Source organism: Thermodesulfobacteriota bacterium (genome assembly GCA_040753795.1).
Lineage (GTDB): Bacteria > Desulfobacterota > Desulfobacteria > Desulfobacterales > Desulfosudaceae > JBFMDX01.
Map to the genome: position 1 here is coordinate 57,845 of JBFMDX010000021.1, position 11,733 is coordinate 69,577.

The 11,733-nt window shown below is 58.1% G+C and carries 8 protein-coding genes; 5 read left to right on the forward strand and 3 right to left on the reverse strand.

Annotation, left to right across the window (positions count from 1 at the left end; genetic code table 11):
* Both AB1724_17900 and AB1724_17905 read left to right on the forward strand, forming a co-directional pair.
* The gene (locus AB1724_17900; GenBank protein ID MEW6079684.1) at positions 1 to 3,156 is read left to right on the forward strand and encodes a BadF/BadG/BcrA/BcrD ATPase family protein; all 3,156 of its coding nucleotides are present in this window, start codon (positions 1 to 3) and stop codon (positions 3,154 to 3,156) included.
* Complete coding sequence (locus AB1724_17905; protein ID MEW6079685.1) at positions 3,149 to 4,513, forward strand: hypothetical protein; 1,365 nt, start codon at positions 3,149 to 3,151, stop codon at positions 4,511 to 4,513. Before AB1724_17900 ends, AB1724_17905 begins: the two co-directional genes overlap by 8 nt.
* 358 nt (positions 4,514 to 4,871) lie before the next feature.
* Here AB1724_17905 and AB1724_17910 read toward each other — a convergent pair whose 3' ends face one another.
* A complete protein-coding gene (locus AB1724_17910) occupies positions 4,872 to 5,036 on the reverse strand; it encodes a hypothetical protein (protein MEW6079686.1) in 165 nt (54 codons plus the stop codon).
* On the opposite strand from AB1724_17910, the gene AB1724_17915 reads away from it, so the two are divergent.
* The 3 genes from AB1724_17915 (at position 5,035) to dctP (ending at position 7,896) form a co-directional block, all read left to right on the forward strand.
* Positions 5,035 to 5,478, forward strand: coding sequence for a DUF6036 family nucleotidyltransferase (locus AB1724_17915; protein ID MEW6079687.1), 444 nt, complete (start codon positions 5,035 to 5,037; stop codon positions 5,476 to 5,478). The two genes, AB1724_17910 and AB1724_17915, sit on opposite strands and share 2 nt — an antisense overlap.
* 25 nt (positions 5,479 to 5,503) lie before the next feature.
* The gene (locus AB1724_17920) at positions 5,504 to 6,181 is read left to right on the forward strand and encodes a hypothetical protein (GenBank protein ID MEW6079688.1); all 678 of its coding nucleotides are present in this window, start codon (positions 5,504 to 5,506) and stop codon (positions 6,179 to 6,181) included.
* Positions 6,182 to 6,504: 323 nt separating this feature from the next.
* Entirely contained in the window at positions 6,505 to 7,896 is a 1,392-nt protein-coding gene (gene dctP, locus AB1724_17925; protein MEW6079689.1) for a TRAP transporter substrate-binding protein DctP, read from the forward strand.
* Here the strand turns inward: dctP and AB1724_17930 are convergent.
* Positions 7,862 to 9,001, reverse strand: coding sequence for a hypothetical protein (locus AB1724_17930; GenBank protein MEW6079690.1), 1,140 nt, complete (start codon positions 8,999 to 9,001; stop codon positions 7,862 to 7,864). The two genes, dctP and AB1724_17930, sit on opposite strands and share 35 nt — an antisense overlap.
* Before the next feature lie 219 nt (positions 9,002 to 9,220).
* Positions 9,221 to 11,503, reverse strand: a complete 2,283-nt coding sequence (locus AB1724_17935) for a MopE-related protein (GenBank protein ID MEW6079691.1) — start codon at positions 11,501 to 11,503, stop codon at positions 9,221 to 9,223.
* Between the last annotated feature and the right edge of the window lie 230 nt (positions 11,504 to 11,733).

Consider the following 11,733-nt stretch of genomic DNA (forward strand, 5'->3'; position numbering starts at 1 on the left):
ATGACTCGTTCTTACTATGCCGGTTTTGACGTCGGCAGCAGCGCCGTTCATTATGCCGTCATTGACGGCTCCGGTGCCGTGGCCTACTCCGCCCGTCCGTTCATGCATTTCGCCGACCCTATCAGCGCCATCCGCCGGGCCTGGGCCGATGTCGTCGGCCGGTTCCCGCGTGACACCATCCAGGCGACCGCTTTTACGGGCAGCGGCGCGGAATTTTTTCCGGAGGTCATGCCCGGCGCGGTCTGTCTTTATGACAGCGTCAGCATTCCTGCCGGGGCCATCATTCTGAATCCGGAGGCGGAATGCGTCATCCATATCGGCGCCAAGGACGCTTATTTCTTCCGGCTTCGCCGGCTGCAGGATCGGACGATTTTGCAGGATTGGAAAGCCGGTTCCAAATGCGGCGGCGGAACCGGGACCCTGATCCAGAAACAATGCCGGCGCCTGTTTCAAAATGAAGTCGCCGGTGTCGATCCGGAAAAATCCGGGGGCCTGGACGCGAATCAACGGGAAAGCGCCCAGGACCGCCGGGCCGACCTGCTCCAGGAGATGGACGAAGCCATCCTGGCAGCCGCGGAAAAAGAGGCGGCCAGGTCTTCATCGCCCAGTGAGTTTCTGGCCCGCTGCGGCGTGGTCATTCAGTCGGATTTGATCCACAAGCAGAACGAGGGTGCCAACCGGGCGGATAACCTGGCCGGTCTTTTCCGGACCGTGGCCCGTAATTACAAAATCGACGTCATGGGCAATGAGTCCCTGCAAGGCCGCCGGGCCATGGCCACCGGCGGCGTTGTCGCCAATAAGCTGGTGCTCGGGGCCCTGTCTGAATTTCTCGACGTGGCGCTTGCCCGGCCGGAAGGGTACCAAAACGTGGGGGCCATCGGCGCGGCTGCCGCGGCCAGGGAACGAAACAGCGATTTTGTCTTCACGCCCGGCCAGCTTGAGTCGGCCCGGGAATATGGACGGCGGCAGCGCAAATACACCGAGCCGCTTTATCATCATCTGGACCGGGTCAGGATAATTGAGCCAAACCGTAAGGATGAAACCCTGGCCGGCCGGGAGATCGTCATCGGGATCGACGGCGGCAGTACCACCACCAAGGGCGCTCTGGTCGATCTCTCCTCCGGCCGGTTACTGGATAAACTCTACATCAAAACCCACGGAGACCCGGAAGGCAGCCTGAAAAAAGTAATACGGTATCTGGGCCGCCACCAGTCGGACGTGATCGTCAGGGGCATCGGCGTCACCGGATCGGCCCGCAAGCTGTACGAGAAAATTCTTATCAGCCGGAAACGGGCCGAGGAGTTGAAGAAGAACGGCCGGGCGGTCGTCGACCGGGTGACGGATGAGATCACCTGTCACGCCCTGGGCGTACAATATTATAATCCGGGTATCGATACTATTTTTGAGATCGGCGGCCAGGACATGAAGTTCACCACCTTCAATACCGAGACCGGGGCCGTGCGTAACGCCAAGATGAATTACAGTTGCCAGGCGGGCTCCGGCCAGACCATGGAAAATATGGCCGACCTGATCGGGCTGGATGTCACCTCCACCCTTCAGGACTACGCCCTGCGGGCCGAGCGGGTGCCGATTATCGACGCCACCTGCGGCGTCTTCATGGAAATGGACGAAAACCGGCTCATTGCCGAGGGGTTCTCCCGGGAAGAGATCGCGGCGGCCATCGTGCGGGGGACCGCGGCCAGTTATTTTTACAAGTTTGTCGGCGGGGCCCAGCAGGTTGGCGAGTCCTGTTCGGCCCAGGGCGGGCCCTGTCTGGGCGATGCGTTTCTGGCCGCCCTGAGCCAGGTCACCGGCAGGACCCTGTACGCCTATCCCGACCGGGAGATATTCGGCGCCTGGGGCGCGGCCCTGGATGTGATCCGGGAGATTCAGTCCCTGGAGAAAGAAGGCGGCGCTGCCTGGGATACCGCCTTCCGGGGCTGGTCGGTGATGGATATGCCCTTTGACAAAAATAAAAGAAGCTGCCGGGAAGTCTTCGGCAGCCAGTCCTGCGGAATCAGGGATTGCGGGCTTCATCTTTTCAAGATCGGCGAGGAAACCATTATCAGCAACGGGTTCTGCCCCCGGGGAAACTCGGAGGCCACCGGCAAGCCCCGGCCCAATTACGTGGATATTTATCATTCCGTTTACGAAAAGCATTTTAAACGATACGGTTCCCTGCTGAACGGAACACCGTCCGCGGGCACGACCATCGGCGTGCGTCGCAGCACCTCCACCCTGGGCCCGAAGGGCATCTGGAGCGCCGCCCTGCTGGCCGGCCTGGGCCTGCATCCGGTGGTTACACCCCGAAGCGATCAGCAGATCGCCCGGATCGGTGTGGACCATTCCCAGACCAGTTTCTGCATTGCCCGCAAGCTGGCCACGGGTCACGCCAAGGTGCTGGCGGATCATCCCGGGATAAAACTCCTCTATAATCCGGCCTTTGTCGAGGTGGCCGGTGATCCCAGCCTGAAATACTGCGTCTACACCGAATCCGAACCCTACCTGATCAACGGCGAACTGGCCCTGGATAAAGAGCGGCAGATCCTGCCGGTCCTGGAGTTCGGCGAACCGGAGGCCCTGATCGAGACCTTCATCAGGGAGTTCCGGCGCCTCGGCCTGGCCATTGACCGCCGCCGGATGAAACGGGCCCTGGCCCGGGCCGACGCCGCCGAAGCGGAGTTCCTCCGGGAACTGGCCGGGCTGGGGGATAAATTCCTGGCCCGGACCGCCGGGGAAATCGCCTATGTGGGCGTGGGCCGGGACTACGTGGTTCTTGATCCCGAGGCCAGTTCCAATTCCGGCAGCATGTTCGCCGCCCTGCGCGGGCTGCACTATCTCCCGCAGATTTTCCTGCATCACCGCTATCAGCATCTGTCCATTCACGATATGGCGAAAAATGAATACTGGGTGGAGAGCGTCGATATCCTCAAGGCCCACCGGTTTATCGCCGGCAGCGCCAATCTGTTTCCGGTGCGCATGATGAATTTCGGCTGCGGGCCGGACAGCATGAAGCTGTTTCAGGAAGACCGGTTCCAGGAACGGGCCGGCAAGCCCATGCTGACCCTGCTGACGGACGCCCAGACCAATAACGCGCCGTTTGTCACCCGGACCGAGGCCTTCGAGCGGGTGGTCGGGGGGGTCTATCATGGCTGAAAACAACGGCGTCTACGGCAAGGCCCTGCGGCACCGCACTTTTTTGATTCCGTACATGGGGGATATCAGCCATGTCCTGGCCGCCTCCATGCGGCATTTCGGCATTGACAGCCGGGCCCTGCCCACCGCCGGGGAGGACGCCTTCCGTATGGCCGACAAGCATGTCTACACCGAGACCTGTTTTCCGCTAAAAGGGGTGGTGGGCGACACCCTGAGCTTTCTTGCCGAAGAAAGCCGGCGCCTGGGCAAGGAGACCACGGAAAACCGCTATCTGCTGGCCCTGCCGACCACCTGCGGTCCCTGCCGGTTCGGCAAGTACGGTGAAGTGCTGCGGCAGTTCATGGACAGGGAAGGGTTTGAAAAGGTGCCCGTGGCCGGGCCCACCACCGAGACCAACTACACCGATCTGCTGGGCGAGGGCTACTCCCTGCGCGAAAAGATGCGGTTTTATCGCCTGGTCATGAAAGCGGTGCTGGCCAGTGATCTGCTGGACGACATCGTGCTGCGGTACCGGCCCTATGCCGGAGACCGCGCGGCCGCCAACCGCCTCAAGGAACAATGCCTGGACGAACTGGTGGCGGTCCTGGAAGCCGGCGGCGACATGGCCCGGTTGCGGCAATGGGCCGCTTCGACCCTGGAGAAATTCCGGCAATACGACCGCGGCCGGCGCTATCCCCTGGTCCTTTATGCCGGGGAAATCTACATGCGCAAGCACGATCCCTACACGTCCCACGTGATCGAACGGCTGGAAGAAAAGGGGCTGGAGATGATCCGGCCGCCGGTCATGGAATGGATCGAATATATCAACATAACCAATGTCGGCGTCATGCGGCGCGCCTGGAAATGGGCGGTTCGGGGCAGGCAGTTCAAACGGGCGGCGCAATCGCTGCTGCGGCTGGTGCTCTATCGGGCCAATTACCGGAAAATCGAAAAAACCCGGGAAGAACTGGCGGAACCGGTGGCGGCCCATTTGTCCGACCGGCACGTTCTGCCCGAAGCCGATGAATTGATCCGTATCCTGGAAGAGGCCGGAGAATTTCACGGCCAGATTACGGGGGAGGCGGCCTTAAGCATCGGTCTGGCTTATTTTCTGATGAACGATCGGGTCCGCTCCCGTAACGGCGCCCATCTGTCCGGCATGTTCCATGTCGGCCCCTTTACCTGCATGCAGGAGGGGGTGGCCGCGGCCAAGATCGATTCCCTGGCGACCGCTCTGCGCCGCCGCGATCCGGACGCCATGTTTCCGGTTCTCCATGGGTTTTTCGGAGATTCGCCCAACCCCAACCTGGAGGCGGAGATGGCGGTGTTTGCCGAGCAGTGTTATCAGAAGAGAGACATACTCCTTCAGGGAAGGTGAATGTCTCTCTTAATCTTATATGTGTCCTTTTCTTTGGCGCAAAGAAAAGGACTAAAAGAAACATTGCCCGGCAGCTTGGCCACGCCACCGGCGTGGCTCCCCTCGCGCGGGCAATTTTTTCGGCGCGGGCAGAAACTCGCTTAAGAATCGTCTCTGGAGTCGATTTCCGTGTGACTTATTATTGCTCATTTTTTTGTGTTTTTTCGGGTTGCGGCGCTCGGACAGTCTGCCCGCTTTTTCCGAAAAAATCGCCCGCGCTCGGCGGCGCTGCAACGGGCGGGGGCAGCGCCGGAAAAAGAGTATTGAAATATTTGAAATTTATGGTAAAGTAACATTATAGGCATTTGCCATAACCAGATCATAAGGTGCCGGGGTGAAACCATTTACCATGATGAGAAAAGGGCGTATCCAGGACCTTGATCGTTCCTTTGATATTGAGTTCTGGCAGCGACAGGAACCCAAAGCCCGCTTTGACGCCGCCTGGGAATTGATTGTGCACGCCGGGCGGGTGAAAGGATACCATGTTCGTCAACTCCGACTTCAGCGAACTGTTGAGAATTTTCAACGACAATAACGTTCAATATCTGGTCATCGGCGGTTACGCCCTGATTCAATACGCTGAACCGCGATATACCAAAGACCTTGATCTCTGGATCCGAACCGGGCCGGAAAACGCCGCCGCCGTGTACCATTCCCTTAAACTCTTTGGCGCGCCGCTGAATGGTTTGACAGAAAAAGATTTTACAGAAGACGGTTTTTTCTATCAGATGGGCGTGCCGCCCGTGCGTGTAGACCTGCTTATGGGGATTCCCGGGCTGACGTTTTCCGAAGCCTGGGAACGCCGTGAAACGGTGTGGTTTGACGATTTGCCGGTCTTTATCATATCCCGCCAAGACCTGATAACCGCCAAACTTGCTTCCGGACGCCCCCAGGACATGATCGATGTCGACCTCCTGTCCCGATGAGCATGATATCGACGGAGATTGCCATATGACCCGACCGTTTTTCGTGCCCGGAATAATCGGACTGGCGGTGATCGTCATGAGCGTAGTTTTGCTGGGCGTGTTCCCCTCAAGGTTGCCCTCATTGCCGACGGGCTTTGTCACCCCGATCATCGCCTTTGAGTTTGTCCGTACGACGGACGACGTTCAAACCATTTTTGGATCAGAAGACTCGCCGCGGAGGCGGGAAATCGTCAGGGCCATGGACCTGGGCAACCGGCTGGACTATATCTACATGGTCTTATACGCGGCCTTTCTGGCCGCCTTTTCCCGGACCTGCGCCCGGATCACCGGGCGGAAGCTGTTTTATCTTTCCATGGGCCTGGCGGGAGTCGCCCTGGCGGCCGACGCCCTGGAAAACATTCAGCTCCTGGGCATTACCGCCAATCTGGCATCCATGGATATCGGGCCCTGCCTGGCCCGGCTGCACATGATGACCTGGGCCAAGTGGGGCAGTCTGACCCTGGTTTTCCTTCTCCTGGTTCCTTATTTTTCCCGGGGCGGTCTCTATTCCCGTGTTATTGCCGGGGCCGCTGTCGTCTGCGTTCCGCTGGCGGCGGCCGCTTTCTTCCACCGGTCCGTGCTGAATGAGATGTTCAGCGGCCTGATCGCCCTGTTGTTTCTGCTGACCATCATCTATTGCTTTATTCACAAAGAACCGGGTTGACCTGAATTTCACAAGTTGGCTGAGGCGCTTTCGCAAGACGCAGGACAACGCGGATTTCAAAACCATTGACACCTATTGCCGATCTTGTAAGATATATGGGCATCTCTAAAAATTGCCTTTTGGCCCGATGTCGGCGTTGTGCTCAAATTTTAATCCTCGAAATACTAAAATGTATTCCTCCGGTTAAAATTCTCGCACGCCTTGACCTCGAACCAAAATTCTAATTTTTAGAGATGCCCATATTATATCGGATCAAAAAGTTTCTTCCAGCCGGGACTGCTGTGGTAAATCAGGGCTTATCATCGATCATCAGGAGGTGGGCTATGCGTATCAGGGAATCGTTGTCCGGGAAAACGCTGACGCGGGTGTTGTCCGCGGCTGTTCTCATGATCGTTATCTATGGACCGATGCCCTCTGCCGGCGCAGCGGATACAGCCGGAAGCGAACTTTATGGCATCGTTAATGACAGCCTCAAGGCCATGTGGCTGGGCGAAGACTACGGTCCGGAACTGGCGCGGAAGCAGCAGGAGTTAAAGCAACTGATGACTTCCGGCGCGGTGAACAAGGCCGGGTTGGAAGAGATGGTCGGCAGGTCGTTCGGTTTTCTGCTGGATCAGCATCAGACCTCCCGATACAACCTGCACAAGTTGCCGGAACGCGTCGAAGCGCTTTTCTCGCCGGTTCTGCCCTGGTCGGATGTCAAACAGATCCTCTGGCGGGCGGCTTCCGCGCCGATTAAGAAAGAAAACCCCGTCACCATTAAAACCGCTACCCTGGCGCCGCCGGGTACCCCCTGGATCAATGTCCCGGAAACCCTCACCATTGCCGAGATCGACAGGCTGACCGGCGGCGCTATTCAGGTAAAGATTTACGGCGGCGGGGTCATGGGCGAGGATACGGATGTCCTGAAGAAAATGGACGGCGGTCAGTTGGATGGCTGCGGCTGTTCCAGCCTGGGCGTACTGGCGGCCTCACCCGAGGCGTCCGTGCTGCTGCTGCCTGGCCTCTTTAACAATTATGAGGAAGTGGACTACATCTTCGAAAAATTCAGAAAGCGGCTTGACCGGGCTTTTGAGGAAAAGGGCTACGTCCTGGCCGCCCTGGTCGACAGCGGATTCCATTACCTGTTTTCCAGGAACAAGATAACCGGCCTGGCCGATTTGAGAAAACAGAAGGTGGTGTCCTGGTTCGGGCTGTTGGAAACGACCTTCTACCAGGAATTGGGCATCACCCCGTCGCCGCTGGCGGTACCGGAAATGGTGTCGGCCCTGAGTACCGGATCGGCCGATGTCTCCCTGGCGCCGGCCGCCTGGGTCCTGGGCATGCAGACCTATCAGTACGTCAATTATGTCGTCAAGCCGCAGTTGCTGTATTCGCCGGGAGCGATTTTAGTCAGTGTTCATACCAAAGACAAGTTCCGGAAGCAGTTCGGCTACTCCGTCAATTTCTCGTTCAATCTCCAGGAAATGCTGGTGGCTGAATTTAACGCCCTGGAAAAGGAGTGGAAAAGTCAGGTCAGGATCTACGAGGCCAAAAGTATCCAGGCCTTCGAAACCAAGCTGGGCATGAAGACCGTCACCCTCTCTCCCGAGGACATGCTGGCCATCAAAAAAGCGAACACCGCCGTCCGTGAAAAACTGGCCGGAAAGGCATTTTCAAAAGAATTGATGACCGAGATCGTCAATGCCCTGGAAGCGTACCGAGCAAAACGGTAACCGGTATCGAACTGACACCGAAGATATTCCGGTAGAGAATTCCCATGGCGATCAAACTCATGGGGATGATCCAGATCAGGCCGATCAGCAGGGGGATGGCTCCGAGCAAGAACAGGAAACCGATAGCCAGAAACAGGCCGAGGACGGAAAACCAGCGCCGGGAGACGGCCTTGCGGGAGGCTTCCAGCGCCTGCCAGGGGCTCAACTTTTTGTCCACGACCAGGGGCAGGGCCAGGCAGTAGGCTACGGAGAGATAAATCCCGGGGATAATCAGCAGCAGAAATCCGAGCATCATCATCAGATACATCAGGACCAGGGTCAGCAGCAGCGGCCCGGTGCGGTCATAATATCCCAGCATGGAACCGGCCCCGGCCGGCGAACCCACGGCAATCCGGACACCCAGCATAAAGAGTCCGGCCATGAGCGGCGCGGTCACCGCCAGGTTTACCACCATGGCCAGGAGCTCGGCAATGACGCCGCCGGTGTTGCCGGCCACGGCACTGAAGATCCATTGTATCAATGTGGTCCCGATACCCACCCCGATCATGATGCCCATATAGAGCAGATAGGCCAGGGCAATGGTCCCTTTGGTGCCGCGGACTTTCCGCCAGGCCTCGGACAGGGTTTCGCCGATGGCAAAGTGATAGTCCCCGGCCATGCCCCGTTCCAGGGATCCGTACCCGGCGTCTCCGGGAGCGGGAGACGGTTGTGTGCCCGGAGACGTGTCCGTCGTTCCGCCTTCGTATTTTCTTCCCCAGATGGGGCCGACAGCCTGCTTCTCCGGTGTTACCGGGGCTGGCGGAGGCGTCGGAGGATTGGCCGGACCTGTCGGCGCCGGCGGCGGCTCCGACGCACTGGCCGGGACAGTTTTGGGCTGTTCTTCAATGGAGATGACCGCCCCGGCTTTGGCCATCAGGCCCTGGTATTTATCCGCCGTCGGCCGGTCCACGCCGGCCTTGAGCACCACCCGCGGCTTGCTGAAAAGCTGCTCGACTTTTTCTTCGGAAATTTTGAACAGCCGGGCGATATTGCTCTTGACGTCGGCGGCGTCAAAATCGTCCTGAACTTTCCCCTCAAAGACGATGTTGTATTTCAGGTCGGACATGTCTCCTCCATATCCGCGGAAGGCGCGGGTTTATCCTGGTAACAGGCTGTTTCAGGGCATCCGGATGCGGACGCGGTTCGCGTTTTCCGGTTTAAAAACAATAGCATTCCGGCTGAAATTTGGCAAACGCCGGATGGGACGCCGCTGGGAAAATATAAAGATAAGGCCGGGAGGCAACCCATCCAGCACTCCCGGCCTTATCTTTTATTCGGAACATAATCATTTGTTTGTGATGGTGTTGATGAAGCAAACGATGCCGTCATCACCCCCGTCACCGTCTCCAAACACCTCATCCATAAAGCCGTTGCAGTTGTTGTCAATCAGGTCGCCCCTTATTTCCTCTGCCCCGGGATTTATGGAAGGATCGGTGTCGTCGCAGTCATCACCCACGCAGTAGCCGTCCCCGTCGGCGTCAGTGCAGCAGTCTTCATCAATGGAGCCGTCACAGTCATTGTCGATGCCGTCGTTGCAGGCTTCCGCCGCGGCCGGATGGACAGCGGCGTTGTTGTCATCGCAGTCCACATCCGCGCAATACCCGTCTCCATCCGCATTGACGCAGGTGTCGCAGCCTTCATCAACGGCGCCGTTACAGTTATTGTCGATGCCGTCGTTGCAGACTTCCATGGCTGCCGGATGCACGGCGGCGTTGTCATCTTCGCACTCTTCGCAGGCGTAATAACCGTCATCGTCGGCATCCAGATCGGGAATATCGCAGCCGCAGGCGCCGGGCGCGACCTTATCGGCGTCATCCGGGCATTCGTCATTGCAGTCCATGGTCCCATCCAGGTCGCTGTCGTTGTCGGCTACGCCGCAGCCGCAGATACCGACGATCATTTTATTCGGGTCGTCCGGGCAGGCGTCATGGCAGTCCGGAGAGGCATCCCCGTCCCTGTCCGTGTCCGCCGTGCCGCACCCGCAGAGGCCGGGAGCCGTTTTGGCCGGATCACTCGGGCAGCCGTCGTTACAGTCTTCCACCCCGTCAAAATCCCTGTCCGTATCCGGCGTGCCGCAACCGCAGATACCCGGATCGGTTTTCAACGGATCATAAGGACAGCCGTCGGTCAGATCCGGCTCGCCGTCTCCGTCCGTGTCCGGAAGATATTCATCCGCGCCCATATCCGGCGTGGCATCGCGGGGGTTGTCGTCAATATCAGTAGCCGGCGCGCCGGTCGCCGTTCCCGTGTCAATGCAGGGCGAACCTTCCAGAAGGTGCACGTCGCCCGCGGTGGTGGGCGCGCCGGCAGGATCAGGCGGGGAAACGAACAGAGGATCGGCATCGATATTACCGCCCAGGTCGGTACCCAGAGCCGTATTCCATGAGGCACTCCCGCCGCTGCCTTTGATATCGCAGTAAGTGAAGGTCGCCTTGGAAGAGCTATTGAATATGGGGGAATCATTCCAGACGATGCAGTTGATCATATGCGGCGGAATGACTTGAGGGCCGCTTCCAAATCCTATCGTACTATACAGATTGTAAATTTCGTTACCCCTGAAAGTACTGCTGGCTTTGTTGCCGCTGAAGGTACAGTTAGTCAGGACCGGACTGACTTCGCAGTAGCAAAAGCTGTAATTATACATGGCGCCGCCATAAATAGCGCTGTTGCCGCTGAAAACGCAGTTGGTCAAAACCGGATTGACTTCGCCATCGGTAAAAAAACCGTCATTATACATGGCGCCGCCATAATACGCGGTGTTGGCCCTGAAGCTGCAATCGGTCAGTACTGGATTACAGTTCAGGCCCATCACCAGGTTCTCGCCCACATAAATGGCGCCACCGCTATCGCCGGCGGTATTCTCTGTGAAAATGCAATTGGTGAGAATGGGGCTGGCGTACGAACTGACATACATGCCGCCGCCATCTGTGCCCGCGTAATTCATCGTAATCGTGCAATTTTTGATTTCCAGGCTGGTCGGGGTGATGGAGGAAATGTATATTCCGCCGCCAGCTCCGGCTGTATACCCGGCCTTAACCGTAAAACCGTCAAGAACATAACGCCCCGAAGCGATGTTGACCGTAACGACATGATAAGCGTTCTCAGTATTGTTGGTAAAGCCGATGTCGTTCTGGGTCAGATCGCCGCTTAAAACCGTAACATTTGCTCCCGGGTCGCGCTGTGACAGAAAGGCTTCCAGAGCGCCGCCCCCGATGCCGTCAGTGCCATCAAATCCGCCGTAGAGTCTGGCGTATTTGGGGAGAGTGAAGGTAGAGTAACGATTGTTATCGGTCTGGCCGCTGCCTTCATCCGGGTAGTAGGTCCCGGCCGCTACCCAGATTTCGTCACCGGTAATAGCAGGCCCGGGGTTGGCAACGGCAAACGCGGCTAAAGCGTCCTGCAGGTAAATAAACGCGTCCGCCCACGATGTCCCGTTGCCGGCGCCAGTGGCGTCTTTATCGACATAAAAGACGGTCGCCCCGGCATGGACCGGCATCAGCAGAAACGACAAACAGAAAAGCGCGAGAAAAACAAATACGGCAAAGCGATTTTTTTGATTGTTTTTCATGGCCACCTCCCCCTGTAAAGTTCCTGGTCGAAAACCTTCCCCTGTAAATCAATATCACGCATGAAAGATCAGCTTCTACGAGGCCAGTTATTAAATTCCCGAACAGGTGCCGATAAAGCAGCTGGAGCCTCCGCCACCCTTATGGCCGGGAGAGGAACCATCCTCCGCTTCCGCCGCCAGGCCGGCCGGGTCCACGATGATCCCGTTGACCGCGCCGTCGGCGTCACCGG

Excerpts from the sequence above, each read along its gene's own strand:
- AB1724_17900 (MEW6079684.1), top strand. The coding sequence starts at position 1 with ATGACTCGTTCTTACTATGCCGGTTTTGACGTCGGCAGCAGCGCCGTT.
- AB1724_17905 (MEW6079685.1), top strand. The coding sequence starts at position 3,149 with ATGGCTGAAAACAACGGCGTCTACGGCAAGGCCCTGCGGCACCGCACT.
- AB1724_17915 (MEW6079687.1), top strand. The coding sequence starts at position 5,035 with ATGTTCGTCAACTCCGACTTCAGCGAACTGTTGAGAATTTTCAACGAC.
- AB1724_17910 (MEW6079686.1), bottom strand. The coding sequence starts at position 5,036 with ATGGTATCCTTTCACCCGCCCGGCGTGCACAATCAATTCCCAGGCGGC.
- AB1724_17920 (MEW6079688.1), top strand. The coding sequence starts at position 5,504 with ATGACCCGACCGTTTTTCGTGCCCGGAATAATCGGACTGGCGGTGATC.
- dctP (MEW6079689.1), top strand. The coding sequence starts at position 6,505 with ATGCGTATCAGGGAATCGTTGTCCGGGAAAACGCTGACGCGGGTGTTG.
- AB1724_17930 (MEW6079690.1), bottom strand. The coding sequence starts at position 9,001 with ATGTCCGACCTGAAATACAACATCGTCTTTGAGGGGAAAGTTCAGGAC.
- AB1724_17935 (MEW6079691.1), bottom strand. The coding sequence starts at position 11,503 with ATGAAAAACAATCAAAAAAATCGCTTTGCCGTATTTGTTTTTCTCGCG.